Annotated in this window: 22 protein-coding genes; 6 read left to right on the plus strand and 16 right to left on the minus strand. The window is 61.7% G+C overall.

Annotated features, from left to right (window positions below):
- Nucleotides 1-2: 2 nt before the first annotated feature.
- Nucleotides 3-1,385, minus strand: a complete 1,383-nt coding sequence (locus RR928_RS14085; RefSeq protein ID WP_332682999.1) for an aminotransferase-like domain-containing protein — start codon at nucleotides 1,383-1,385, stop codon at nucleotides 3-5.
- Between the two features lie 176 nt (nucleotides 1,386-1,561).
- Between RR928_RS14085 and RR928_RS14090 the strand changes: the two genes are divergently transcribed.
- Nucleotides 1,562-1,795: a hypothetical protein gene (locus RR928_RS14090; protein ID WP_332536003.1), complete on the plus strand. Its 234-nt coding sequence runs from the start codon at nucleotides 1,562-1,564 to the stop codon at nucleotides 1,793-1,795.
- Nucleotides 1,796-2,042: 247 nt separating this feature from the next.
- Here RR928_RS14090 and RR928_RS14095 read toward each other — a convergent pair whose 3' ends face one another.
- Complete coding sequence (locus tag RR928_RS14095; RefSeq protein WP_332683002.1) at nucleotides 2,043-4,130, minus strand: heavy metal translocating P-type ATPase; 2,088 nt, start codon at nucleotides 4,128-4,130, stop codon at nucleotides 2,043-2,045.
- Nucleotides 4,131-4,639: 509 nt separating this feature from the next.
- Entirely contained in the window at nucleotides 4,640-5,614 is a 975-nt protein-coding gene (gene corA / locus RR928_RS14100) for a magnesium/cobalt transporter CorA (protein ID WP_332683004.1), read from the minus strand.
- A 185-nt stretch (nucleotides 5,615-5,799) separates the two neighbouring features.
- Here corA and RR928_RS14105 point away from each other — a divergent pair, with 185 nt between their 5' ends.
- Nucleotides 5,800-6,363, plus strand: coding sequence for a DUF1003 domain-containing protein (locus RR928_RS14105; RefSeq protein ID WP_332683006.1), 564 nt, complete (start codon nucleotides 5,800-5,802; stop codon nucleotides 6,361-6,363).
- Between the two features lie 14 nt (nucleotides 6,364-6,377).
- Here RR928_RS14105 and RR928_RS14110 read toward each other — a convergent pair whose 3' ends face one another.
- From RR928_RS14110 to RR928_RS14120, 3 genes are read right to left on the minus strand one after another with little or no spacing between them, the layout of a single operon-like run.
- The gene (locus tag RR928_RS14110; RefSeq protein WP_332683008.1) at nucleotides 6,378-7,931 is read right to left on the minus strand and encodes a RimK family protein; all 1,554 of its coding nucleotides are present in this window, start codon (nucleotides 7,929-7,931) and stop codon (nucleotides 6,378-6,380) included.
- Nucleotide 7,932: 1 nt separating this feature from the next.
- Nucleotides 7,933-9,030, minus strand: a complete 1,098-nt coding sequence (locus tag RR928_RS14115) for a peptidase C39 family protein (RefSeq protein WP_332683010.1) — start codon at nucleotides 9,028-9,030, stop codon at nucleotides 7,933-7,935.
- A gap of 59 nt (nucleotides 9,031-9,089) precedes the next feature.
- The gene (locus RR928_RS14120) at nucleotides 9,090-9,479 is read right to left on the minus strand and encodes a hypothetical protein (RefSeq protein WP_332535991.1); all 390 of its coding nucleotides are present in this window, start codon (nucleotides 9,477-9,479) and stop codon (nucleotides 9,090-9,092) included.
- 1,024 nt (nucleotides 9,480-10,503) lie between these two features.
- Here RR928_RS14120 and RR928_RS14125 point away from each other — a divergent pair.
- Nucleotides 10,504-12,051 (plus strand): replication initiation protein, encoded by a 1,548-nt coding sequence (locus RR928_RS14125; protein WP_332535989.1) that lies wholly within the window; start codon nucleotides 10,504-10,506, stop codon nucleotides 12,049-12,051.
- Between the two features lie 66 nt (nucleotides 12,052-12,117).
- On the opposite strand, the gene RR928_RS14130 is transcribed toward RR928_RS14125, so the two are convergent.
- On the minus strand, nucleotides 12,118-12,411 hold the full coding sequence (locus tag RR928_RS14130; RefSeq protein WP_332535987.1) for an H-NS histone family protein: 294 nt from the start codon (nucleotides 12,409-12,411) through the stop codon (nucleotides 12,118-12,120).
- 330 nt (nucleotides 12,412-12,741) lie between these two features.
- On the opposite strand from RR928_RS14130, the gene RR928_RS14135 reads away from it, so the two are divergent.
- Entirely contained in the window at nucleotides 12,742-13,206 is a 465-nt protein-coding gene (locus RR928_RS14135; protein WP_332535985.1) for a GNAT family N-acetyltransferase, read from the plus strand.
- 59 nt (nucleotides 13,207-13,265) lie between these two features.
- On the opposite strand, the gene RR928_RS14140 is transcribed toward RR928_RS14135, so the two are convergent.
- The 8 genes from RR928_RS14140 to RR928_RS14175 all read right to left on the minus strand — a co-directional run bounded on the left by RR928_RS14140 (nucleotide 13,266) and on the right by RR928_RS14175 (nucleotide 21,062).
- Complete coding sequence (locus RR928_RS14140; RefSeq protein WP_332547897.1) at nucleotides 13,266-14,186, minus strand: IclR family transcriptional regulator; 921 nt, start codon at nucleotides 14,184-14,186, stop codon at nucleotides 13,266-13,268.
- The gene (locus tag RR928_RS14145) at nucleotides 14,072-15,538 is read right to left on the minus strand and encodes an MmgE/PrpD family protein (RefSeq protein ID WP_332547898.1); all 1,467 of its coding nucleotides are present in this window, start codon (nucleotides 15,536-15,538) and stop codon (nucleotides 14,072-14,074) included. Before RR928_RS14145 ends, RR928_RS14140 begins: the two co-directional genes overlap by 115 nt.
- Nucleotides 15,444-16,193, minus strand: coding sequence for an SDR family NAD(P)-dependent oxidoreductase (locus RR928_RS14150; RefSeq protein ID WP_332683014.1), 750 nt, complete (start codon nucleotides 16,191-16,193; stop codon nucleotides 15,444-15,446). Before RR928_RS14150 ends, RR928_RS14145 begins: the two co-directional genes overlap by 95 nt.
- A 63-nt stretch (nucleotides 16,194-16,256) precedes the next feature.
- Nucleotides 16,257-17,180 (minus strand): 3-hydroxyacyl-CoA dehydrogenase family protein, encoded by a 924-nt coding sequence (locus RR928_RS14155; RefSeq protein ID WP_332535979.1) that lies wholly within the window; start codon nucleotides 17,178-17,180, stop codon nucleotides 16,257-16,259.
- The gene (locus tag RR928_RS14160) at nucleotides 17,177-18,685 is read right to left on the minus strand and encodes a flavin-containing monooxygenase (protein ID WP_332535977.1); all 1,509 of its coding nucleotides are present in this window, start codon (nucleotides 18,683-18,685) and stop codon (nucleotides 17,177-17,179) included. Before RR928_RS14160 ends, RR928_RS14155 begins: the two co-directional genes overlap by 4 nt.
- Before the next feature lie 12 nt (nucleotides 18,686-18,697).
- Nucleotides 18,698-19,546, minus strand: coding sequence for an alpha/beta fold hydrolase (locus RR928_RS14165; RefSeq protein ID WP_332547901.1), 849 nt, complete (start codon nucleotides 19,544-19,546; stop codon nucleotides 18,698-18,700).
- A gap of 29 nt (nucleotides 19,547-19,575) precedes the next feature.
- Nucleotides 19,576-20,550 carry a Bug family tripartite tricarboxylate transporter substrate binding protein gene (locus tag RR928_RS14170; protein WP_332535973.1) on the minus strand — a complete coding sequence of 325 codons (975 nt, stop codon included), beginning with the start codon at nucleotides 20,548-20,550 and terminating at the stop codon, nucleotides 19,576-19,578.
- A gap of 125 nt (nucleotides 20,551-20,675) precedes the next feature.
- Complete coding sequence (locus tag RR928_RS14175) at nucleotides 20,676-21,062, minus strand: hypothetical protein (RefSeq protein ID WP_332683017.1); 387 nt, start codon at nucleotides 21,060-21,062, stop codon at nucleotides 20,676-20,678.
- Nucleotides 21,063-22,296: 1,234 nt separating this feature from the next.
- On the opposite strand from RR928_RS14175, the gene RR928_RS14180 reads away from it, so the two are divergent.
- Both RR928_RS14180 and RR928_RS14185 read left to right on the plus strand, forming a co-directional pair.
- On the plus strand, nucleotides 22,297-23,316 hold the full coding sequence (locus RR928_RS14180) for a ParA family protein (protein WP_332683019.1): 1,020 nt from the start codon (nucleotides 22,297-22,299) through the stop codon (nucleotides 23,314-23,316).
- Between the two features lie 6 nt (nucleotides 23,317-23,322).
- Entirely contained in the window at nucleotides 23,323-24,351 is a 1,029-nt protein-coding gene (locus RR928_RS14185) for a ParB/RepB/Spo0J family partition protein (protein ID WP_332547903.1), read from the plus strand.
- A gap of 386 nt (nucleotides 24,352-24,737) precedes the next feature.
- On the opposite strand, the gene RR928_RS14190 is transcribed toward RR928_RS14185, so the two are convergent.
- Nucleotides 24,738-25,201: hypothetical protein (locus tag RR928_RS14190; protein WP_332535965.1), on the minus strand; the 464-nt coding region annotated here is incomplete at its 5' end.

Below are 25,201 nucleotides of genomic sequence, written 5' to 3' on the forward strand. Positions count from 1 at the left end.
CGTCAAACCACGGCAGCGTCCAGCGATTCGGGCCGCTGCGCCAGCAGATGCGACAGCCGTTGAAGTCCTGCCCGCAAGCGTGCGCGGTCCTTGATGCTGCCCAGGGAGATCCGAATGGCATTCACCGATCCGCTGCCGGTGGCAAACGCCTCGGCCGGCGTGACGGCTATGCCCGCGGCGTCGGCCGCGCGCGCGAGCTGCGCGCAGTTCCAGTATCCGGGCAACTCTAGCCATACATGCAGGCCGTCGCCCGCGCCGCTGTAGCGCCCCGCCAGCAAATCCCTTGCCATGCGATGGCGCAGGCGCGCCTCCTTGCGCACGCCGGCCATCAATGCGTCAGCCGATCCGTCGAAGATCCATTGCGTGGCCAGCGCGGCAGTCAAAGGCGCGACCATCAGCGCGAAGGATCGCAGCGCGACCAGAAAACGTTCGCGTTCCTGTGGATCCCGTATGAGCACGAAGGCGACCCGCAAGCCCGGCGTAAGGCATTTCGACAAGGTCGAGATGTAGTACACCCGTTCGGGCGCAAACGTGGCAATGGGCGGCGGCGGGGCCTCGGCAAGAAGCCAGTACGGATCGTCCTCGACGATGCGTGTATTGCAGCGCTGCGCGATGCCGGCCAGTTCCTTGCGCCGGCGCTGCGCCATGGTGATCGCGGTCGGGTTCTGCAATGTCGGATTCAGGTAGACCAGCCCTGGCTGGTGCTCGCGGCACGCCTGCTCCAGCATCTGCGGCAGCATGCCGTTCCTGTCCGCTTCCACCGCAATGACGCGCCGCCCGAATTGGGTCGCGGCGGCACGCAAGCCGGGATAGCTTGTCGGCTCTGCCAGGATCACATCGCCAGGCTCGGTCAGCGCCAGGATCAACGCGGCGATCGCCGCTTGCGCCCCTGGACAGACAAGCACCTGTTGTGAATCCAGAGGTCCAAACATGGGCGCCAGCCATTTGGCTCCGGCCTGGCGGTCGCAATCGCTTCCTCCCCCCAGGTGGTAGGTCATCAGCAAGCCACTGTCTGCGCTCATCAACACTTGAGACAAACCTTGTTTCAACAGGTCGTCGAAGTCCACGCCATCCGGCGGTGGCGGGGTGTTCATGCTCAGGTCGAGAACCGCGGTCAGCTCGACCTTAGGCGCCGCCACATAAGTGCCGCGCGCGCCGCGTCCCTCCAGCAAGTGGCGGCGCCGGGCTTCGTCGTATGCGCGCGTGACCGTCGTCAGATCGATGTCCAGCTGGGCGGCCAACTGGCGCTGCGGTGGCAGACGGTCGCCCGGTTTCAGCGAGCCCTGCGCGACTGCGGCCTGCAACGCGTCCGCAATCTGCAAAAAACGCGGTCCAGCCCGCGCGGCCAATCGCGGCAACCAGATTGGCACAATTTCATCTTGCATGGTTTTAAGACGCGAGATTCGCGCGCGATGTATGGATATTGCTTTTAAGTAGTATCCCCTGGAATGTGCAGCGACACCATGCTTGTATGGCCGTCGCCGGCGTTTGCGTCTCGCGCATCCGTGAGGCGGTGCTCCCCACGACATACCATGTCAAGTCATACGCTGGAAATTCTCAAATGATCGATTGGATCCCTGTAGGCTTCGTTATCTTCAAGGTGCTCACGCTGAGCACGTGCATGTACTTTGCCGTCAAGTGGCATTACGACCAGGGAAAGAAGGGGGCGGACCGACGCACCTTGCTGCTGGCGAGCGGCAAGGTGGTTGCCATCTTCATGGTCCTGGTCCTGGTCCTGGGCTTCGGCGCGTTCTCGCTGGCCAGAATGCTCGGTCTGGACTTGAGCATGCCCTGACGGCTAAAAATGCGCTGCCGAAAACCAGCAACGCGGCGCACCGAAAGCGCGCAGGTGGCGGCACCGGCAACGCGTGATCCGAAGCAGGCGGCGGATTTATTAAATATTTAATAATTTGCACAGCAGCGTGCCAAGGCGCCCATCGCTCGGCGCCAGGCCAAAGCATCGCCGCACATGCACTGAGGAATACGCCGGGCGTGCAGACCATGCTCTGCAGATGGTCTGCCGCCGGCAAAGGCGAAGCGGATCAGGCCCGGCGCAGCAGCCGCAAACCGTTGGCCACCACCAGCAGGCTGGCGCCCATGTCCGCGAAAACTGCCATCCACATCGTCGCGCCGCCGAAGATGGCGAGCACGAAGAACACCGCCTTGATGGCGAGCGCCAGGCAGATGTTCTGCCACAGGATGGCATGCGTCCTGCGACTCAGTACTATGGTTTCGGCGATGCGGCCCAGGTTGTCGTTCATGATCACGATGTCTGCGGCTTCGACGGCCGTGTCGGTCCCCGCGCCGCCCATGGCGAAGCCTATGTCGGCCTGGGCCAATGCCGGCGCGTCGTTGATGCCGTCGCCCGTCATCGCTGTCGGGCCGTAGCGCGCACGCATTTCCTGGATGGCGGCGAGCTTGTCCTGCGGCAGCAGACCGCCGCGCGCATCGTCTATGCCGGCCTCGCGTGCCACGGCCTGGGCCGTGGCGCTGTTGTCGCCCGTGAGCATGACGGGCGTGACGCCCAGACGCTTGAGTTGCGCCACCGCAGCCACCGAACTGGGCTTGATCGTGTCGGCGACCGCGAACAGACCCAGGACGCCGCCGGCATCGGCCAGCAGCGTGACAGTGCGGCCCTGCGCCTCGTGCGCCATCAGCTCGGCTTCGAGTTGCGCATCGGACTGGTTGCGTTCGCGGATCAGGCGGTGATTGCCCAGGACCATTGCCCGGCCATCGACCGACGCTTGCACGCCGCGTCCCAGCAAGGCGGTGAAATTCTCGACATCGACGGCCAGGCCCGCGATGCCCGCGGCAATCGACCTGGATACCGGGTGATCGGAGCGTGCGGCAAGGCTCTTGGCCCAGCGCCCGACCTGTGCCTCGTCGGCCTGGCCCCAGGCCTGCGAAGCGACCAGCACAGGTTTGCCTTCGGTCAGGGTTCCGGTCTTGTCCAAGGCCACGGCCTTGAGCAGGCGCGCATTTTCGAGGTAGGTGCCGCCCTTGATGAGGATGCCGCGGCGCGCGGCCGCCGCCAGGCCGCTCACCACCGACACCGGTGTGGAGATCACCAGCGCGCAAGGGCAGGCGATGACCAGCAGCACCAGCGCCTTGTAGATGGCGCTCAGCCATTCCCAGTCGAGCAGCAGCGGGGGCAGCACGGCGACGGCCAGCGCCATGGCGAAGATGGCCGGGGTGTAGACCGCCGCAAAGCGGTCCACGAAACGCTGTGTCGGCGCACGCGTGCCTTGTGCCTCTTCGACGGCGTGGATGATGCGCGCCAGAGTGGAGTTGGCCGCGGCGGCGCTCACGCGGAATTCGAGTTCGCCGTTTTCGTTGATGGTTCCCGCGAACACCTGGCTGCCGGGCTCCTTGTCCACGGGAATGCTCTCTCCGGTCACAGGCGCCTGGTTGATGGTGCTGTGGCCCTTGGTGACCACGCCGTCGAATGCGACGCGCTCGCCAGGCCTGACGCGCGCGATGGCATGCAGTGCCACCTCGGCGGCCTTGACGCGGCGCCAGCTTCCGTCGGCTTGCTGGATCTCGGCTTCATCGGGTGCGAGGTCCACAAGGCCCTTGATGGCATTGCGCGCGCGGTCCACGGCGCGCGCTTCTATGAGTTCCGCAATCGCGTACAAGGCCATGACCATGGCGGCCTCGGGCCACTGGCCGATGATGAATGCCCCCGTAACTGCCACCGACATCAGCGCATTGATGTTGAGCTTGCCGTGGCGCAGCGCCGTCAGGCCCTTGGAATAGGTCTCCAGCCCGGCCAGCCAGATTGCCGCAGCCGCCAGCGCCATGCCTGCGGCCTTCCAGGCCGTGGTTTCGGGCGCGAAGTAAGAGAGGCTCTCGGCGAGCAACGCGAAAACAAGCGCTGCGGCAAACCGGGCATAGCCGGTGCTGTGCGCATGTTCGTGACCAGCGCCCCCGGACTCCATGCTCCCGGGCGCGGCAGTCAGGGGCTCGGGGGAAAAGCCGGCCTGGCGTATCACCGCCAGCGCCGCGATGACGGCCGTGTCGCTGCCGTCTATGCGCAGCTGGCGCTGGTTGAGGCGAAAGTGCAGCCCGCGGATTCCGGCGATGGGCTCGACCAGGCGACGGATTTCCGACTCTTCGACCGTGCAATCCATGGTCGAGATCAAAAACGTATTGGGAGCAATCGCCTGGGCCTTTTCTGGCATTGCAAAGGCTGCAGGTGCACAGCAGGCGCTGGTTTCACTGCGGGCCGCTGGCGGTGCGCAGCAAGCGCTCGCCTTGGCGTCGGTCGATGGATGGAATGCGGCGTGCGGCGCGGCGCAGCAGTCATCGGGCCCGGTAGCGTTGACGGCATGCGGCATCTTGACGTCGGCGTCGCAGCCGTCCATGCCGGGGCTAGGGCGGGACAGGGGATCATGAAGGTGTTTGGCCATGGTTTTTCGCTTTCTGTGCCCATTTGAAACCCTGTACCCGCTACAAGGTCAAGCCGACGCCATGCATCTATCGGCAAAGATGGGCATATCCCACGAAAAGGACCTGCCTGAAGCCGCGCTGACGCTTCAGGCGCAGTGCTGGCGCCGCTTGAAAAGCGCGAGAGCGCGCTCCTGCCCGCGATGCGCCAGCCTATGCCCAGCGCCCGATGCGCAGCGTACCCAAACCGGGACTACAGCCAGCCGGCCCGGCGGAACCGGTAATAGACATAGCTGCACACGCCGCCCATCAACAGCAGCGCGGCCGGGTAGCCGTAGTGCCACTTGAGCTCGGGCATGTTTTCGAAATTCATTCCCCAGATGCCCACGAAGGCGGTGCAGATCGCAAAAATACTGGCCCAGGCCGCCAGCCGCTTGGTGACCTCGTTGTCGTCGATTGCCACCATGGAGAGATTGACCTGCATGGCCGTCGCTATGGTGTCGCGCATGCCGTCTATGAGTCCGTTGATGCGCACCAGATGGTCGGCGACATCGCGGAAATAGTCCTGCGATCCCGCGCAGATCTGCGGTACGCGCCCGCCGTGCAGCTTGCTCACCGCCTCGAGCAACGGCGCCACCGCGTGCTTGAGCACCATGGCCCGCTGCTTGAGCCCGTAGAGTTGCTTGATGCTTTCGCGCGCGGCGCGCTGCGTGAAAATCTGCAGCTCGACCTCTTCGAGCTCCGACTCCAGGGCCTCGATGATGGGAAAGTAGCGGTCGACCACGGCATCCATCAGCGCATACAGCACAAAGCCCGCGCCGTGCTCCAGCAGTTCGGGCTCGCGCTCGCAGCGATCCCGAACACCCAGAAATCCTTGCTGGCTGCGGTTGCGCACCGACAGAACATAGTTGGGGCCGATGAAGACATCGACCTCGCCCAGGGTGAACTGGCCGGGATGCGCCACATCCGGCTCCAGCAGGTGCATCACCGCGAACATCGACTGGCCGTACTCCTCGATCTTCGGTCGCTGATGTCCGTGACGGGCGTCCTCCACCGCGAGTTCATGCAGATCGAACTCGTCGCGCATTTCATTGAGCTCGGCCGCCGTGGCATCGGCCAGCGCCAACCAGACAAAGCAGCCAGGCCGCGCAATGTACTCGCTGATGTCGGCGACGGGAATGTCCGCCAGCTTGGAGCCCTTTTCGTAGGCCACGCAATTGATCAGCATCGAGATCCTTTTGAAACAGTCGATAGAGCGCGATAGTGCCACGCCTGTGCGGCAGTCCCGTGCGACAGCGTCGCCAAGGCGCGCGCCGCAAGGGCGTGGATCCGGCGCCAAAGAAATGAAAGTTCGCAGTCGTTGCACAACGCTCGACTGCGCCAAGCCGTACTATCCTTTGACAGGAGCTGGCCATGCACACATCTGACCCGATTGCCGATCGATTACTGGACCTCCCCCAGGAGAAGCTGGATGCGCGCACCCTCAAGGTGACCCAGCACATCGCCAAGCGAAAGCACATCACCCGCAATCTGGCGCAGGAACTGGCGAGCGCGCCGAACCTGGGCCAGCGCGCCGCAGACGCGGTGGCGAAGTTTGGCGGATCGTGGACCTTTGTGGGCCTGTTTTCGGCGACCATGTTCCTTTGGGTGACCGTGAACGGCATGCTGCTGTGGCTGCACGGCAGCACCTTCGACCCCTATCCCTACATTCTGTTGAATCTGTTTCTCTCGATGCTGGCGTCTATACAGGCGCCCATCATCCTGATGTCGCAGGGTCGGCAATCCGAGAGGGATCGCATACGCGGTGAACACGACTACGAGGTCAACCTGAAGGCCGAGCTCGAGATCATGATGCTGCACGAGAAAATCGACCTGCTGCAGCAAAAGCAATGGACCGAGCTGATTGCCATTCAGCGCGAGCAGCTGGAGCTGCTGGCCGCGCTGGCGGCAAGCGGCAAGGGCACGCAGTCGCACTAACGGCGCGCACACACTCATGCAAGCAGCTCGCCGACGGGCCGGGCCTGCCGCGGCGCCTGCGCGGGCGAAGTTGCTGACAGCTGGCGCGCTGGCGGCGAGACATAGCGCGACTCTACCTGCTTGAGAAAGTGCGATAGCAGAGTGACGTAGAGCGCATCGCCCCGGTCGGCATCCTCCACGCCTGCATCCAGGTTGGGGTTGTCGTTAATCTCGATAACATACACGCCCGCGGCGGTCGACTTCAGATCCACGCCATAAAAGCTGTTGCCCACCAGGCGCGCAGAGTTCACCGCGGCCGCGAGCACTTCGGCCGGAACCGCGTCAAGCGGCACGGCCTGCACCCGTCCCTCGGTGTACTTGCCGTTGGCCGCGTGCTGCAGGATCTGCCAGTGGCCGTCGCACATGAAGTACTTGGCGGCAAAGATCGCCTGCCCGGCAAGCACGCCTATGCGCCAGTCGAAGTCCGTGTACATGAACTCCTGCAGCAGAATGATTTCCGATTCCTTGAGCATCTCTTTGGCGATCTCCTGCAGGTGCTCGAAGCTGTCCGCTTTCTTGACGCTGCGGCTGAAGGCGCCATCGGGCACCTTGACGACCACCGGATAGGCCAGCCGCTTGTGCATGTCGGCCAGCGTGCGTCGACTGACCATGTGGGTCAGCGGCGTCGCAATCGCGTTCTCGCGCAGCATTTCCGCCAGAAAGGCCTTGTTGGTGCAGCGCAGGATGGACACCGCGTCGTCGATGACCGGCATTCCCAGGGACGCGGCCTTCTTGGCGAATTGAAAGGTGTGGTGCGTGACGGCGGTGGTCTCGCGGATGAAAAGCGCGTCAAACTGCCCCAGCCGCGAGAAATCCTTCTTCTCGATGAGCTCCACGGCGATGCCCATGTCGCGGCCCAGGTCGACGAGCTTCTTGAGCGTCTTGAGGTTGGAGGGCGGCAGCGGATCGAGGGGGTCGTGCAGCACCGCCAGATCCATGCGCGGCAAGGGCATGGCGATCATCGGCCGCCAGCTGCGCCGCGTGTACTGCAGGATCGCCTGCAGGAACACCGCGTCGCGCGCCGTGTCGACGTCGCGCAGGTCCAGGGCCTGCATGTCGCCTATCTGCCAGCTGCTCGACTGCTCGCAGCGCTGCAGCGTCATCTGCATCAACGGGCAGCGGAACAGCTCAAAGCTCTTGCGCGCCAGCGCCGCGAGTGCCGGGTCCTCGATCACGCCGAAATAGATATGCAGGGTGAGGGTGCTCACGGAGCGCGGTATCTCCTTGAGCGGCCCTATCAGCCGGTTGAGCTGCGCCAGGGCTGCGGGATGCATGCGCTTGCGCTGCACGCTGAGGATGGTGTCCACGCTGGGCGTCACGCGCTCGCCCCGGGCCTCGGCAAGCAGGGAGCAGTAGTAGCCCATGCTCAGATAGCCGTAGGTGCGACAAAGATTGATGACCTTGCGCCGTGGACCGCGGGCCTGGGGCTGCTGGGCCACGAACTGGTCTGCAGTGATGACCTTGAGCGCCGTGTCCTTCCAGCGGAAGTCGGCCAGCTTTTCCACAACGATCAGATGTTCTGAAGACAATTTATTTCTTTCCAAAGATGATGACCGCCGCCGTGCGCCGGCGGCGCCCGTATCTGGCGATCTTCTTGAATTCGCCCAGGCTGATGGACATGCCGCCATCCGCATCGCTGGAGCGGGCCATGGGATCGAGAACGCGAAACACCGCTCCGTCGAAGCCGACGATCACCACCCAATGGGGGGTTTTCTCGCCGTGCAGTCGCCACAGGCTGATGAGCACGATGGGCAGCCTGCCCGCGCGCAGGTGGGCCACCAGGCTCTCGGCGGAGACCGGGCTTGCGTGCAGCGCCACCTGGTGCGCCAAAAGCTCCGACCGGAAGTCGTTCTCCACCAGCTCGATGACATCCTTCTTGTGCTGGTCGCGCACGCTGTTCATGAAGAGCGAGGCGCCGGCGTCGGCGTAGACCGAGACCTCGAAGCCACGCAGCCAGGCCGAGCGCGCCAGCCCGAACGGCCCGCAACCTCCATGGCCCGCGGCCATGAAAACAGTGGTGGCTTCGCGCCAGATGCGGATCTCGGCCGCCTGGTCCATGGCAAGAGATGGGTCCATGGCAGACATGGCCATCATCAAGGCGCAGGGGCCGCAGGTGAAATCCAGCGTCTGCGCGTAGTGGCGCACCGCATAGGGGGCGCTGGCCCGCGTGCCGTCAAACAGATCGCGTTCAAAGCACAGCGCGTCCTCGCCATCCTGGTAATAGCCGGGCTTTGTGCCCGATGGGGTGAACCCATGGCGTTGGAAAAGCCGGTGTGCCCCAGCGTTGTCGCGCCGGCTTTCCAGCCGCAGCACCGCGCATCCTTGCTGCCGGGCGTCGCTCAGCGCCGCGGCCAGCAGCCTGGCGGCAAGGCCCGAACCACGTGACAGGGGGGCGACCGCCAGCGAATAGAGACGCGCCACCGATGCGCTCTTGCGGTGCAATACCACGCAGGCACCGGCAATCGTCCCGTCCGAGCGGCAGACGAAGACGCGGGCACCGGGACTGACGAGCAGGCGCCGCCAGCTTCGGGTGGAGATGCGGTCGGTGTCGAACGCGCTGCGTTCCAGCTGATCCAATTGGGGCCGGTCCGCAGGCGTGGCCAGCGCCACCTCAGCGCTGCGGCCCATGGCCGGACCTGCCGACGCTGGGGGCGCAGCAGGCGCCGCTGCGTGGTCCCCGAGGTATCTCAATGGCATTGCCTATCCTCGCTCTTGAGCACACGCGCAACCCGGCCGAATTCAGCGCCAGGCAGGGCCCGCGTCAGATGATGCAGGCACTCGTGCACGTCGCGCAGGTGCACATGCAGGCTGACGCACGCTTTGTGGCCCACGGCATCCCAGGACAGCCGGTAGCCGCGCAGCTTGGCACCGAGCACTGCGTGAAGCGTCATCCGCAGGCTGAGGGGGTGCACGCAGACAACGCGGATCGGCAACTCCACCAAAGGATCGGTATCGCCATGGGCCGCGCGCAGGCAAGCTGTGGTGAGCCGGTGCAGCCTGATACTTGGGCATTCCTGCAGCATGTTTTTCGCCACAAGACGCCGCTTTGGTGTGGCTCTTGGACAGGTGTTGGACATGCATCCAGTCTAGGAAAACCGGCCATGCTGCTTCATAAATGCTGCGTAAAAAGAGCCGGCCCGCACGTTAAATCTGCGCCAATCTGGCGGCTCAAACGCACAATGGCGCCCGAGCCGCAGGCCCAGGCAGTGCCGAACGTTGTAGCTGACTGGATGCCGGTCAACGTGCGGCACTTTGCTCTGCGTCGGCAGTCTGGCCTGGCAGTCCCTGATACGACTGCCTTCAGGCATTCGATGGGCAGAGTCCCCCCTGGATTGTGCAAATCAGCAGCGCCTGGTGCAGAAGCCTGCATAACGTAGTTCGCCAATCCTGCTTACATGTTAAGGTTATCAATCAGCCCACAGATCACCATTCGCACCACTACATGTAATACGGATTGGCCAAGACATTCCTATAGGCAGACTTGGTCTAGAAAGAAGCGTGCTGGTCGCAGAAGATCCTTCACCCCTATTTTGTGAAACTCTACAAGAGGGAGTTCTACCTAGTCCGGGTACGGCAACATAGTTTCACAAGATAGGGGGGATGACATGCCATCGCCAGCGTCCCAAGGGGTGGGCTGACAGTACATCAGACCTTCTTGCACAAGATAAGGGTGATGCCCTTCCCCTGGGCCAGTTCCACCACGCTCACCAAACATCCAATTTTTCACAAGACAGGGGTGAACGCTGCCCGCCAGCATCGAATAAGGCCTGTCGCCAGGCGACGCCTGACGAAAGAACGGTACTGCTATCGCTTAAAGTCGTGCTCCACACTGCACAACAGGCACCCGTCCCCCTCATCTTGTGCAAACCAGGGATCAGCACGGTTTTCACAAACCAAGGGAGAGATCGCCACAATCCAGGGGCTGGGTTTGCACAAACCAAGGGAGATTGCGTCACAATATAAGGGAGGACGCTTCACAAGATAGGGGCGACCATGGTCCCGGAGGCCGCGCCAGCATTGGCGATGCGTCGCTTAAAGTAGGAAACTACTTAAAGTGGTATTGAAAATAAAGAAACGCAGCAGCGTTGCGTGCTCAATAAAGTGACAAAACCTACCAGGCGCAAGGCCAGCCCCAAAGCCATAGACGTCGAGACCAAGGAAGTCGACAGCGACGCCAATGCCACTGCGCTGATCTCCATCACTGCATTGTCGCCGGCGGCAGAGGAAACCGACGAGAGCGCAGGCGTACCCGAAGACAAGCCTTTCGCGACGTTCTTCATCCAGCGCAAGAACCAGGGCTCCAACTTCAAGAAGCCCAATCCCATGGTGCACAACAAGCCGCATGCCGTGATGACGGTCATGCAGCAGAAGTTGACCAACATCATGCTGCGCCATGCACAGCAGAACCAACCCGTCGAACCTGCCACCTGGAAGATTTCTGTCGAAGAAATGCTGCGTCTGCTCAACGTCAAGACGCGCAATTACGAACATATCGAGAAGACCATTGACGAACTCATGTCGATCAAGGTCCGGCTGGATGTGTTTGAAGAAAAGGGTCTGGCCAAGCATTTCGCCGTGGTCTTTCCCTATGCCAAGTTCTATGCCGGAGAAATCACGTTCAAGATCGAGTCCAAGGCCATCTTGTTGCTGGGCGACAGCCCGTCCTACACCAGTCTTGACCTGCTGGAACTCAGCGCCTTGTCCAAGGTGTGTTCGGTGCCGCTGTTCGAATTCTGTTCACGCTATCTCGGCATCGGAGCCACGCGCCGAATTCCCTGGGAAGATCTGCGCGACATGCTGGTTGCATCCAAGAACATTCCCAACAAGGCGCAGCAGTGGAGCACGTTCAAGGAACGCTATCTCGATCCCGCGATCAAGGACATCAACGCGTCGACCAAGCTCTATATCGAAGTGGAGACCGAACGCTACAAGACCAAGGTCACCAATCTGCGTTTCCATGTCAGCCGCCAGAAATTGGCCCTCGACATGTCCGCCGCCCACAGCAATTCGGAAGCCAAGAAGCAGTTGGTCGATGCAATGCAGGCCATGGGTCTGCTGGACAAGGCAATTTACAAACTGCTGAGCACCTTCACGGAAGAGCAGATTGAAGGTGCGCTCAAGCACACCAAGTGGCGTGTGACCGAGTCCAAGCTCAGGAAACTCACTTACCCCAGCCGCTACTTCATGACTTCGCTCAAATCGGGCCACTACCAGGAGTTTCTGGACAATCGGGCGACGACTTCGACTGCTGAATTGTTCCCGGTCGTCGACGGCAAGCACAGCGCCTTGCCTGCGATGGAAACCGATGCGGCCGGGCCGCCAAATGTGCCGCAAGCCAAGACCCGCGCACAAAAATCGGAGCCTACCAACAGTGGCATCAACAAGGGACGCGCCAAGATCAATGCAGCGGTCGAAAAGCAGCGCATCATGGACGTCAAGGTGATTCTCGCGGAACTCGACAAGCCTGTGCTGCAAGGCGTTTACGACGAGTACAACGACACGCTCAGCACGGAAGCGAGCAAGATAAAGATCGGGCGCAACCGTGCCGGTGTTGTGCCCTCTTTCCATGCCTGGTATGCGAAAAAGCTTTGGGGCGAAGTGACCGACGCCGAAATCGTGAAGATCATGGAGCGCATGCTGAGCGCTTGACCTGTTTGCTCAGCGGAATGCAAAAAACCCCTGTGCGGTGCACAGGGGTTTTTTGCTGAAGCAGGCTCAAATGGCGAATTTTTCGCGATTATCTTCGTTGGCGATCCATTTTGGCGCCTTGCCGCGGCCGGTCCAGGTATCACCGGTCACGGGATTCCTGTACTTTGGCGCGACCTTGTTGCCGGTGGAGGTTGCACGCTTGCCGCGCGCCGGCGGGAAGACATCTTCCATCGTCAGCGAAAACTCTGCGACCAGTGCGCGCGCCTGACTGACGGCGTCGCTCATTTCCTTTTTGCGAAGCTCCTCAATTTCTTTTTCCAATTGCTCGCGTTGCTGCAGGAGTTCTTTGTAGCTGGCCATGATGTTTACCTTCTTTGAAAGTTAATAGTTAGAATTCTAGGGTCTATTATGCAATAGAACTTTTATAGCTTGCTAGAATGGACAGTTGGATCATTTTAAATGCAATCATCGTGCTCACAGGCCTCCAGCTGGCCAGAGCATTTAAGAATGCGCGTTTAAATGTCAGCGCTGATGAGTTCAGCATGTTTTTATTCTGACGCATAGTCATGTGATTTGCGATCATAAAATTGTAAAAAAATTTATGCACGTCACTTCAGTCTGCGCGAGACATGCGGTTGTGCGTGCCAGATGCCAGTCAATAGCTTGCGAGAGAATAGGAACTCGCCAAAAATGCCAACTAACATACGTGAGATAAAAGCCTCGGAGTTGAAAGCTCTTTTGGCGCTGTATGAGCATCTGCATGCCCAAGATGATCCCTTGCCTGATGCGTATACTATAGAGTCTGTATGGCAAGAACTGAGAGTGAGTCCTTACCATAAGTATTTTGGTCTTTATATGGATGCTCGTCTGGTCTCGAGTTGCACGTTGACGCTCACGCCCAATCTGACGCGTGGCTGCAGACCTTATGGCGTGATTGAGAATGTGGTGACCGACGCCGGCTTTCGCAAGCGCGGCTTTGCGAAAGCGGTGCTCGAAAAAGCGCTTGCATACTCCTGGTCGAGTAACTGCTACAAAGTGATGCTGATGACAGGAAGAACAGACGAGGCGACTTTTCGGCTGTATGAATCAGTGGGTTTCAATCGGCATGCCAAGCAGGCCTTTGTGTGTACGCCTGCAGGTGTGAGCGCGGATTGAACCGCTGCCAATTGACTGTCTGGTGTCGCTGCCGCGCTTCACCGGACCACCACTTATAATCACGTGGCCGCGGGAACGACCTGCTGTTCCGGTGATTGCGCCAAACCCGGCAAAAAATTTCCGGTGCGCAGTTCTTCGGCGATCAAGCCCGCAATCCAGGCCTTGCGCTGCGCAGACATGCGGCTGTTGATGGCGGCGATGCTGATGGCCGCATGGCTGCCGGTCTCGATTTCAAACCGCATACCCACGCCGCTGACGCCATCGGTCACCAGGTCGTTGGTATCCGCATAACCGCGTTGCCTGGTTTCGCCCAGCAGCTTCTTCAATTGCGCGATCGATGGGCCGCGCGGCTTCAGCTCCTCGAAATGCCGTTTATAGAGCGCTTCGACTTCGTCATCAGGCAATGCTGAAAGCAGCGTCACGCCCGCGCTGCCTATGCCCAGAATGCGCATGCCCCCCACCTGCAGTACCAGCGCCTTGACCGGATAGGAGCCTTCCTCGCAATGCAGGCAGTGGCCGTAATCGCCGCTCCTGACCACGAGGAAAACGGTGTCGTCCGTGCGCCGCGCCAGGCGCTGCATCACGGGCCTTACCCGGTCGATGATGGGCGCCGAGCGCATGGCCGCCAGTCCCAGCTGCATGGCCTCGATGCCCAGGCGATAGTTCTTGGAAGCATCTCTGGTGACCAGTCCGAATTCCACCAGGCTGGACACCAAGCGGTAGGCGGTCGCGCGGTCCAGCGCCGCCAATTCGGCCAAGGTGCCCACATTGATGCCGTGCGGATGGATGGCTGCAATGTGCCGCAACAATGTCAAGGCGCGGATGACTGTCTGCGATCCCTTCATTTTTCTTCCGATTTTTTGCGTTATTGGGTGTATACCACCTGGCCCAGCAGCGCCAGATCGAGGCCCTGCGTCTCGATGCGCGCAAGGCTGGCGACCAGGCGCTTGAATCTGTCCATTGCCTGTGGGCCGGGCCATTCCTGGGCGACTTGTGCGGCAAGCACCAGCGTCTGTTCCCAGTCCAGCTGAAATGGGTGTTCGGGAGCGAAGCTTTGTTTGTGCACCCGGCCGGCGATGGTGGTCAGCGCGAGATCACAGGTCCATGGCGCGATCGATGCGCTCGGCTGCACGCGAATCCTTTGCGCCAGTTGATGCAGCGCGGGCAGCCGGTGCTGCTGCTCGAAATGCGCGGTCCGCGGCAGACCGTGGATCAGCGCCGCGGCCAGCATGAAGGGCGCGCTCATGATCGCGCCGGACGGCGATGCAAATGGACCGTGGCGCGCCACCCCGGGGTATTGCGCATCGGACGGATGCAGGTAGACGTCGATGTGGTCGACGTCGGCGGCGTCCAAGGCCTGGGTGGCCAGCAGATCGCGCAGGGCCTGGACGGGGGCCTGATTGAAAGCACAGCCGGGATAGGGTTTGAACACCATCTGCGGCGTTTTCCAGCCCGTGAAATCCAGGGTCGGCGTTGTTGCTGCATAGGCTGCGCCAAAGCCGCTGCTGCCTTCCAGGCAGAACGGCGCACCGCTGAGCCCTTCTCTTGCGAGCAGCGCGGCATGCACGCTGTCGCGGCTGGTTTTTGCGATCTGCAGGCGCCACTCCTGCGAGCCGTCAGTCCAGGTCTGCAACAGCCCGGATGCGAGATTGGTCGCGATCGACAGCGCGTTGCGCGCCTGCTGCGCGCTCAGGCCCAGCACCACCGAACAGGCCAGCGCCGCCCCCAGCGATCCGTAGAGCGACGATGCGCGAAATCCGCGCTGCGTGCTGCGTGCCGCCAGGTTTTGTGCGATTCGTGGAATGGATTCGTAGCCCACCAGCAAAGCGTCGAGCACACGCTGGCCGGGTGCCTCGACCATTTCTGCGAGCGCGAGCACCGCAGGAATGACGATGCAGCCGATGTGGGTCACCACCTCCGGATGGGTGTCGTTCTGCCCGCGCGCGGTGATCAGGCCGGCGTTGATGAAGGCGGCGTCGGCCGCGCTGCGGCGGCCGCGTGCAGCAAAGAGCCGCGCGGGCCCGTCAGCGCCGGCAATGCTGCTCAATGTCTGGCCCAACGCATCCGCGGCCTGGTCGACTGCCAGGGCCATGCTGAGGTTGTAGAGCAGGCAGCAGCGCAAGGCCCGCTGGACTTCGCTCGGTGCCTGGTCGAAGCGCAGGTCCATGGCCCAGTGGGAAAGCGTGTGGGCAAGCGAAGGCGGTGAGGACATGTTCGCGTCCTGTTCCGTGCGCAACTCAGCCATAGCGCCCGCCGCTGATGTGCACCACTTCCCCGGAAATGAAGCCCGTGTGCGCGGATGCGAGGTAAGACACCAGGCTGGCGACTTCATCGACGCTGCCCAAGCGCTTGATGGGCATCACCGCTTTGGACCGCTCTTCTATGCCGGCGAAATAAGGCAGTGCGCGCAGGCGCTCGGTATCGATGATCCCCGGAGCGACCGCATTCACGGTTACCCCTTGCGGGCCCAGTTCCAGCGACAGCGCCTTGGTGAGGCCTATGAGCCCGGCCTTGGCCGCGGAGTAGTTGGCCTTGTTGACATCGCCGAAGTGGGCGCGGGACGTGATGTTGATGATGCGGCCGTATTGCCGGGCCGTGAGATGCGGGGCTGCGGCGCGGATGATGTGGAAGGCGCCGGTCAGCGTCACGTCCATGACCTGGCGCCATTGGTCGTCCGTCATGCAGTCGACGGGAGCGTCCATGGAAAAGCCCGCGCAGTTGACCACGATGTGCAGACCGCCGAGTTCCTGGACCACGCCTTGCACGGCGCTGGCCACGCTGGCAGCATCGGTGACGTCGGCTGCCACGGCATATGCCCGACCGCCGCGTTCTTGGATCTGCAGCGCTGGCGCGCCGGCCGATGCGCGGTCCCTGTCCAGCACGGCCACCTTGCAGCCTTCGCTCGCCAGGCCCAAAGCGATGGCTTTGCCTATGCCATGGGCCGCGCCCGTGACCAGGGCCACTTGTCCGTCGATTCCGAGGTTCAAGGTACTTCCCTCCGTAAATATGCAAAGTGCAGCCGCGCCCCATGACCGCAACGCGATGGCTGTTCAACGGCCGGCATCGAGCGACTGCATGGCCAGAAGGTGCTGCAAAAGCCTCTGCTCGGCCTCGTCCTTTTCTCCTTCGCGCCATGGGAAGATTCCCTGGCCCGACTTCGCGCCTTGGTCGCCGGCTGCCACCAGCTGCTTGATGAGCGCTGGCGTCTGCTTCACATCGCAAAGATGGGGGGCCAGATAGTCGAGGATGGCTTCGACGAGATCGAGGCCTATGTAGTCCGAATTGCGCAGCGGCCCCACTGCCGCCATGCGCCGGCCGAAGGTATGGCGTGCGACCAGATCGACGGTCTCGGCCGAACAAATGCCTTGCTCGACGATATGTGCTGCTTCCCGCACCAAGGCAAACTGCATGCGGTTGCCGACGAAACCCGGTGCATCCTTGAACACGTCGACCGGCAGCTTTCCTGCAGCGCGCAACCACTGGGTCACCTGGTCGGCAGCTTCCGGGCTGGTTCTTTCTCCGCGGACCACCTCCACGACGGGAATCAGATACGGCGGATTCCACCAATGCGTGCCCACGACGCGGCGCGGGTCCCTGGCATGCAGGGCGATCTCGGTGATGCGCAGCACCGAGGTATTGCTCGCGACGATGCAGTCGGGGTTGGCGGCATCGACCTGGCGAACCAGGTCCTGCTTGAGTGCGAGCTGCTCGGGCGCGGCCTCGACCACCAGATCGCAGCCGCCGACGCATTCCGCGAGCGTGCTGCACAGCGCCACGCTGGCACGGCGCGTCTCGCCCAGCTGCTGCAAATGCGCGTCTATCCTGCGCGGCACATCGCCGAGCGCCTGGGGATCCGGGTCCCAGATCGAGACCTGGAATCCGGCCTGCGAAAAGACCTGGGCGATGCCGTGCCCCATCAGGCCGGCACCGAGCACGCCCACGCGCGCCGCTGGATGCAAGGGGTTGGCGCTCATGGTTGTACGGCGGCCATGGCGGGACGCACGCTGTAGCCTTCGGTGCGGAAAGCGCCGTTTTCCTTGCGGAACTGCGACATGAAATCCGGCCACAGCGCGGTCAGCTTGCCGCTGCCGGGATGCAGATACCAGCTGCTGCAGCCCCCCGATACCCAGACCGTGCCCTGGCTGCGCTGCTGGATGCTGTCCGTGTAGTCCTGCTCCGCCCGGGCATCGGGCTCGACCACGACGCCGTGGCCCAGCACATAGCCCGCGCCTTCGCGGATGTAGTTGATCTGGGTCTCGATCATGAAGATCATCGACCCCGCGCCCAGTCCGGTGTTGGGGCCCAACATGAAGAAGAAATTGGGAAAACCCGAAACCGTGGTGCACGCGAATGCGTGACCGCCATCCTTCCACTTGTGCGCCAGGCTTTGCCCGCCCGCACCGTGGATGCGCTCGGCGATGGGCAGCTCGGTCGCCTCGAACCCGGTCGCGACGACCAGCAGGTCGAGCTCGACTTTCTCGCCACTCTTGAGCAGCACGCCGGTTTCGTCTATGCACTCTATGCCCGAGGTTTCCAGCTGCACATGCGGCTGCATCAGCGCGGGGTAGTAGTCGTTGGAGATGAGGATGCGCTTGCAGCCTATGGCGTAGTGCGGCGTGAGCTTCTTGCGCAGCGCCTCGTCCGGCACCTGGGCCTGCAAATGGCTGGAGGCCATGCCGCGTACCATTTCTATGAACGCCGGCACCTGTCGGCGCTGCGGAAAACGCGACTCGTTGCCCCAGAAGAGTTCGTCGCGCAGTTCCTGCATGGCCTCGGGAAAGCGTTCGAACATCCCTTGTTCGGCATCGCTGTACACATGGTCGCGCCGCGGTATGACGTAGGGAGCGGAGCGCTGGAACACGGTCAGATGACTGGCCGTGCGCGCGAGCTGAGGAACGATCTGTATGGCTGAGGCCCCGGTGCCTATGACTCCGACGCGCTTGCCTGCCCAGTCGCAGGAATGGTCCCACTTCGCGGAATGGAAGACCTGGCCCTTGAACTTGGCGATGCCGGGGATGTCGGGATAGGAGGGATCGGACAGGTGGCCCGCGGCCGATATCAGCACCGGCGCTTCAAAGACACCGCGCGTGGTCTGCACCACCCAGAGCCCGCGCGTTTCATCCCACGATGCGCGCTCCACCGAGGCGCCGAATTGCACATGTTCGAGGATTTTTTCGTCCTGCGCGGTGCGACGCAGGTAGTCGAGGATCTCGGGCTGGGGTGCGTAGACGCGGCTCCAGCGCGGATTGGGCTTGAACGAGTAGGAGTACAGATGGGACTGGATGTCGCAGGCGGCCCCTGGATAGGTGTTGTCGCGCCAGGTTCCGCCCACGTCGGTGGCGCGTTCGAGCACGATGAAGTCGTGCCGGCCTTCGCGTTTGAGGCTCACAGCCATTCCCAGACCGGAAAATCCGGAGCCTATGATCAGCACGGAAGTCCGGGTGACCGAAGCTTCGGCATGCGTTGTGGAAACATTCATGGTCGGTTCACCTCAGGCGTGTGCGTTCTCAAAGACATGGCCGGCGGGCAAGGCCGACGGGTTTCTCACGAATTCATCGATCATCGTGAACAGCTCGGCGGGTCGTTCATGGACCACGCCATGGCCGCTGTGGATCTGCGCGAAGCGGCTGTTGGCGATGCCGCCAAAAAGCATGCGCGCATGGCGCATGGGAGTGGTGATGTCCAGCGAGCAGCCCACCACCAGTGTCGGGGCGGTGATCGCCGCGAGCTGCTGGCTGATGTCGACATTCCGGTTGAAGGCCATCTTCCTGGAGCGGTCCGAGCCGTTGCGTATGCCCTGGATGAGGGCCTCAAGCTCGCCTTCATTCTTCGCGTTGAGGAATGGCTGGCTGTAGTTCACGAACGCGGAAAATTCGGCGACCGCCTCATGCCCGCTCTCGTGCAGACTGCGCCAGATGGCGTTGCGCAGGCGCTGCTGGTTGTCGGTTTTCACCCAGCCGCAGGCCAGCGTGAGCGAGGCGAGCGTGGCGCCGTGCTGCGCCGCATACAGCGCCGCGATCACGGCGCCGAATGAATAGCCCATCAGATGCACGGGAGCACCGGCGCTTGCTTGTCCGACGACGGCCAGCACCTGTTCGATGTAGGCCTGGGCCTGGGGAACGGCTTCATCGGGATCGACGAAATCGAGGGCCACCACGCGATGGCGCATGGCGAGCATGGGAAACAGGGCCCAGAAGTTGTTTTCGGCCGAGCCGCCCGTGCCGTGCAACAGCACGATGGTGGGTTCGCCCGCCTTCGTGGGATCGGAGTCGTGGTAGTGAATGGCGAGCCCTGCCGGCGTGGACGCGGTGAGGCTCTGGACGTGGGAGGTGAAAGGCATGGGGAGACGTCGTTGAAGCAGCGCAGCTGCTAGTTGGAGAAATTGACGACCTTGGCCACGGCAACGATGTTCTGCTGCTCTATCTGGACCTGGCGTGTGAGATCCGCTGCACTTCCGCCCAGCGGACGTGCGGCGAAGCCGCTGATGCGCTGGATCACGGCCGGATCCTTGAGCACCTTGTTGATGGCGCTGTTGAGGGTGGCGACGATTTCCGGCGGTGTCTTCGCCGGTGCGGCGATGCAGAACCAGACCGATACCTCGTAGTCGGACAGCCCTGCTTCGCGCAGCGTAGGCACGTTGGGCAGCTCGGGCGAGCGCTGCTTCGAGGTGACCGCCAGCGCCTTGATCTGTCCGCCCTGTATCAGCTTGAGCGCGGAGGAAATCTGGTCGATGCTGTAGTCGATGCTTGCCCCGGCCAGATCGCCCAGCATGGGTGCGCTGCCCTTGTAGGGAATATGCGTGGCCTTGATCCTGGAATGCAGATTGAACAGCTCGCTGGACACATGGCCGCTGGAACCTACGCCCGGGCTGCCGAAGCTCAGATCCTGTCGCTTCGCCAGCGCGACCAGTTCCGCCACGCTGTTCACCCCCAGTTGATTGCGCACCATCAGCACGTTGGGCAGCTCGGCAACCAGCGCGACATGCGAGAAAGCCGTCAGCGGGTCGTAGCTCAGATTGCTGTAGACGTATTTGTTGACGATCATCGGTCCGGGCGTGCCCAGCATGAGCGTGAGCCCATCGGACTTGGAACGCAGGACGTTGGTGGCGCCCAGGGTGCCGTTGGCGCCCGCAATGTTCTCGACGACCACGTTGATGCCCAGCTCCTTGCGCAGTCCCTCGGCCATCAGTCGCCCGAGTATGTCGGTGGTGCCTCCCGCGGGGAATGGCACCACCATCCTTATCACCTGGTTGGCTGGCGGCCAGTTGTTGGCAAAGGCACCGGGCAAACTGCCACCCAGTGCTCCCAGTGCTGCGTACATCCCGACCTTGCGTCGTGTGATCATCTTGTCTCCTTGCTGGCCCGGGTAATGCCCCGTTTGTTCGATTCAACGCCCGCAGGGATTGGCATCCCTTGTTGCATTCGTCTGGCCAATTCTTCAAGGAACCATGCGCGACCGCCACTTCAATTTCACGATTCGTTCAACATGTGAATTTCGACGAAGTCCTGGTGCGCGGAACTGGGGATCACGCGCTGCGTGCCCTGCTGCCCATGCCGGCACAATTTTGTCCATAAGGCGTTCAGCGCTGAACACGCAGCGCATGGCAGGACTTTGTGGATGAGACCGTATTGGCTACGCGGCGCATCAGGCCCAAAACCATGGCTTTCGCCAGCGCACGCGGTGCGCGCGGCCAGGAGTTCGGCGGCGTCGTTGCGCGGTTTGGGCTGGCCTGCTGTGCACAAACCAGGGGGTGGTTTGATCGCAACCTTCGCATTTTTGTCGATTCCCGCGGGGCAATTGCGCGGCGCATTGCCGCCGGCTTCGCGTCCCGGCAGCCAGTTGGCGTTATTAAACATTTAATAACTCACGCTGTTGACGATGGCCGAGGTCGTTTGCTGCGCTCTGATGGCGTCGGCCTGGGGTTTTTCTTCTGGCAAAGCCTCCATCGCCCCGTGCGAGCATTCGCAGGCCTTCCTCTGAAGCTTCTAGGCCCGCAGCGCAAAATTGCACAATAAAGGGGTGAGCTCGAGAAATTGACGGCATCTTGCGCCGCCGGAAATCCCGGGCATGGGCTGCTCAGCGTCGCTGCACTCCGCTGTCTTTGCGGTGTGCTCCCTATGGCCTTTCGATGCGCGGGGCTGCGATTATTAAACGTTTAATAATTGCAGCGGGGGCGAGATCGCAATCCCGCCGTTTCTGGAAACGCTTGCGGTTGTCCTGTGGCCGCTGGCGATGCTGGCTTGGCGATCCGCAACAAGCAAGCAAGGCGGTATTCATCGGTGCAACTCAATGGCCTGTTCAGTCCATTGCGGTGAAATCGAGCAGGCGCGACCTCTGGCCGCACAGCGATTGCATCCAACCGCTGCGCTCCTTTGTGAGCGCTTTTTGAGCGCTTGGTGGCGGTTGCCAGGCGGGCGCCTTGGCTCGGCTCCCAGCCCGCATATCTGGTCGGTAGTTCAATGATGGCCTGGATTGGTCCTGCACCAATTCAGCCTCGAATCCATCAGACTGAGCGCGAGCTTGAACGTCGATGCCCGCGTGAGCCTGGTCGTGCAGTCGCCTTCTGGAACAAGAATCCTGCCCGTGCAAGCTTCGGCTGAAAGCAACGAGGGTATCGGTCCATGCCGAGGTCGTCACCTTCGCAACGCGTCCTGCCGCCGGTCGTTTCTTCAGAAGTCTGGTCTGCATGTGCCTTGTTGATATCCGTGGTCGATGTCCCGGCTACAGCGCAAGTCCCGCCTGCAGACGCGTTCTACGCGCTTTCGAGATGCCTTGAATCGCGCTTTGCGCTTGCCAAACCTCGGCGACCAAGCCATTCGCACCGTGTCGTGTGAATCGGCATCGATCTTTGCAGCGTCGGCGCCCCGATCGATGCGCGCGCTGTTCTTCCGTGTCGCCATCAAATAAGCTGCAAGTAGCCAGGATGAGATGCAATCTTACATTTCAACCGAGGATGATTTTTAAAACTTTGAGCAAAAAAACATCCACGACATTGATGAAAGGCTATACACTTCCCATCAGCCCCACTTTGCAGCAGCAGCTATGCCCATTCCTATGCCGATCGAACCTACAGTCAAAGCGTCCGTCGCAATGTCGCTCCTGGGTCTAGAGCTGAACAACAAGCGCTTGATGCGGTTGAGCGGCAGCGAGAAGCCTGAAGGCCAGCGGCAGATGAAGTACAAGCCCCTGGACATGCTCAATATCCGGGCGCGGCTCGCGGGCATCACGCCCGAGGCGGTGCAGGAGGCCATGGCAGTCAATACAGAGTTGCCGGCCATCATCGTCACCCGCATGACCAAGGGCGGTATCGGCAAGACGTCGATCACGGTGAACCTGGCCACGGCGCTCGCGCTGTCGGGCTACCGTGTGCTGCTCATAGACGCCGATCCCCAGGCCTCGGCGACCAATATGCTGGGAATCGAGACCGAGACCTATCACGAACATATCGGCAAGCTGCTGCTCAAGAGCGGAGACAAGCCGGATGACCTGCGTGAATTCATCGTTCCCATCTTCGACGACGGTTTCCTCGATCTCATTCCTTCCGATGTGGAACTCGATTCCACCAATCCTGCGCTGATCGTGACCATGGGTCGCGAACAGAAAGCCGAGGAATTCGTTCTGCGCAACAAGGATTTCCTGGCGAAGAACTATGACGTCATCCTGGTGGATACGACTCCCGGCACGACCCCCGTGAGCGTGGCATTCACCTACCTGGCCCACCTCGCCGGCAAGATTCTCACGGTCGTGGAGCCCGAAGGCAGTTGCCTGCGCGCACTCGACGCCCTGCAGTTCAACCTGGAAGAAGTGCAGAAGCTCGCCAAGCGCCCGATCAATCTTTCCATCCTGGTCAACAAGGCGCAGATCGGTCGCAAGCATGTCGAGCACAACTACGCCATCCTGACCAAGAGCTATCCGAATCGTATTCTGCCCGTGCAGATTCCGCATTCGATTGCGTTCACGCGGCAGATCGACGCGGATGATGTTCCGGCGTCCATGCCGGTGGTTCTCAAAGATCCCAACAGCAAGGCGGCTGACAGCCTCTACCATTTCGCGCGCGTGATCGTCAGCGAATTCAATGTCACCCAGCCTGGTTTTGTTGCCAACTCCTAAATGACCATGACCCCACCTCCAGTCACAGACAAGGCTGCAAAGCCCAAACACCAGCGCATGGGCGTCTCCGAGGCGATGGATCTTGCAGCCAAGGCGCACCAGCCCAGCCTCTCCGGACGCAGCCCGCTGCCCGAATTCAAGCCGTTCACTCCGGATCCGGTGGATGCCTCCAGCGAACCCGTCAAAACCGCTGCAGACAGCGGCCGCGACATTCGCCAGATCGTGCTGGATCTGATCGGCGAGAATCCCTACGCACCGCGCGAAGTCTATTCGCAGGAAGTGCTGCGCGAACGCGCGGACAGCCTGCGGGCCAACGGCCAGTACGAGGTGATCCATGTGATCCCGCACCCGGACAAACCTGGTCGCTTCATGATTGCCGATGGCTGGACGCGCGTGACCGCATGCCGCGTCCACAAGGTGCTCGATGCACTTGCAGCGCAGGTCCACCATGATCTGAGCCCCATGCAAGCAGCATGGCTGGGCTACAACCAGAACGAATCGCGCGAGCAGCATTGCGATCTGGACCGCGCTTTCTTCTTCGACAAGATGTATGCGCAGGGGCAGACCCAGTCCGAGATCGCCAAGAAGACCGGCATCTCGCAGACCCAGCTGAGCTTCTACACGGCTTTCCGTAAATTGCCAGAGGAGACGCTGCAGATCGTTCGTCTCAACCCCAGCCGCTTTCCTGCGTACATTGCCCAGAATCTGGCGAAAGTTGCGCGCAAGGTGTCCGAAGACAAGGCCAGTTCGCTGGCGTCTATCTTCAGCTCCAACGGCCAATCCGTGAACTGGATGATCAACCAGTGTTCGCTGCTTCTCGAGAAAGAGCCACGCTCGGCGCTCAAGCAGAAGGTCGGCAAGGTCTTCCGCTACAGCAATGGGGTGCTGCGGCAAAAGGGCCTGCAGTTTGACCTGAGCATCGAAATCGATGAAGCCGATCAGGAGGAATTCAACAAGGCCTTGGACCAGCTTCTGAACAAGTTCGGCAAGCAGGTGTCCACCCCGGTTGCGGGTGTGCCAGAACAAGAGCAGTGACCGTGGTGCATATTCCGATGCGTTCGGAAACCGCAAGGCACTCTTCGCTTTGCGGGCGCCAGGTTCTTGTCAGCGCTGGCGTAAAGCTGCGGCGCGATTCGGCAGCTGCGACCAATTACTTTCCCATCCGACCTGCGGCGTTTCCAGCCTCCCGGTCTTGCGTCTTATTAAACATTTAATATTCGGGGCCTGGGCCTTTCGCGCGGCGGCCGCGAGCACGGCTGGCTGATTATTAAACGTTTAATAATTGAACCGCTGGAAGGCTTGCTCGACCGACGCGCCTCCCCGCAGGGTCTGACCCAGGGATCTTGCATCCAAGGACCGCTTCCCACTGCCGGTTATTAAACATTTAATACTACCGCTGGGTGGGGGCCGTCAGCAAGCCTTCAGGGCGCTTGCGCATCGAAGATCGCCATACCGATCCTGCTGAATTCAGGCTTTTCGCAGATATCAGCGCTCTCCTGATTTCTTGCCGAGAACTGCTGCTGCTCACCCCTTTCTTGTGCATTTGAGCCCAAATCGGCGAGCGGATGAAGCGGCCCATATCGTGCTGCGACGGCAAAGGCCAGTGGCACCGGTGGATTTCGCTGCAGGAGGTGAGTCTGTTCAGGCAATGCCGCATGGAAGCCCCATGCGCGCGCCGGCATTGCAGCGTTCTTGGTGCAACTGTCTGCTGACGAGCCTGGGGAAAAGCCTGGGCCCTGGTCTGTGATGCCGGCTTTGCAAGAAAGCCCGGAATTTTGCACAACCAAGGGGTGAGCTTGCGCAGTTGCCAAAAGATGGGCAATTGCTGCATACGCTGCACAAGGCAGGGGGGGATGCCGCTCCAGCAGTATGCAGCCGTGTGCAC

It is taken from the genome of Comamonas sp., assembly GCF_036666375.1.
Lineage (GTDB): Bacteria > Pseudomonadota > Gammaproteobacteria > Burkholderiales > Burkholderiaceae_C > Comamonas.

Coding starts and splice junctions, on each gene's coding strand:
- RR928_RS14085 (WP_332682999.1), bottom strand. CDS start 1,385: ATGCAAGATGAAATTGTGCCAATCTGGTTGCCGCGATTGGCCGCGCGG.
- RR928_RS14090 (WP_332536003.1), top strand. CDS start 1,562: ATGATCGATTGGATCCCTGTAGGCTTCGTTATCTTCAAGGTGCTCACG.
- RR928_RS14095 (WP_332683002.1), bottom strand. CDS start 4,130: ATGGATTGCACGGTCGAAGAGTCGGAAATCCGTCGCCTGGTCGAGCCC.
- corA (WP_332683004.1), bottom strand. CDS start 5,614: ATGCTGATCAATTGCGTGGCCTACGAAAAGGGCTCCAAGCTGGCGGAC.
- RR928_RS14105 (WP_332683006.1), top strand. CDS start 5,800: ATGCACACATCTGACCCGATTGCCGATCGATTACTGGACCTCCCCCAG.
- RR928_RS14115 (WP_332683010.1), bottom strand. CDS start 9,030: ATGGGCCGCAGCGCTGAGGTGGCGCTGGCCACGCCTGCGGACCGGCCC.
- RR928_RS14120 (WP_332535991.1), bottom strand. CDS start 9,479: ATGTCCAACACCTGTCCAAGAGCCACACCAAAGCGGCGTCTTGTGGCG.
- RR928_RS14130 (WP_332535987.1), bottom strand. CDS start 12,411: ATGGCCAGCTACAAAGAACTCCTGCAGCAACGCGAGCAATTGGAAAAA.
- RR928_RS14135 (WP_332535985.1), top strand. CDS start 12,742: ATGCCAACTAACATACGTGAGATAAAAGCCTCGGAGTTGAAAGCTCTT.
- RR928_RS14140 (WP_332547897.1), bottom strand. CDS start 14,186: ATGGCCCGGCCCACAGGCAATGGACAGATTCAAGCGCCTGGTCGCCAG.
- RR928_RS14145 (WP_332547898.1), bottom strand. CDS start 15,538: ATGAAGTCGCCAGCCTGGTGTCTTACCTCGCATCCGCGCACACGGGCT.
- RR928_RS14155 (WP_332535979.1), bottom strand. CDS start 17,180: ATGAGCGCCAACCCCTTGCATCCAGCGGCGCGCGTGGGCGTGCTCGGT.
- RR928_RS14160 (WP_332535977.1), bottom strand. CDS start 18,685: ATGAATGTTTCCACAACGCATGCCGAAGCTTCGGTCACCCGGACTTCC.
- RR928_RS14165 (WP_332547901.1), bottom strand. CDS start 19,546: ATGCCTTTCACCTCCCACGTCCAGAGCCTCACCGCGTCCACGCCGGCA.
- RR928_RS14170 (WP_332535973.1), bottom strand. CDS start 20,550: ATGATCACACGACGCAAGGTCGGGATGTACGCAGCACTGGGAGCACTG.
- RR928_RS14175 (WP_332683017.1), bottom strand. CDS start 21,062: ATGTTTAATAACGCCAACTGGCTGCCGGGACGCGAAGCCGGCGGCAAT.
- RR928_RS14180 (WP_332683019.1), top strand. CDS start 22,297: ATGTCGCTCCTGGGTCTAGAGCTGAACAACAAGCGCTTGATGCGGTTG.
- RR928_RS14185 (WP_332547903.1), top strand. CDS start 23,323: ATGACCCCACCTCCAGTCACAGACAAGGCTGCAAAGCCCAAACACCAG.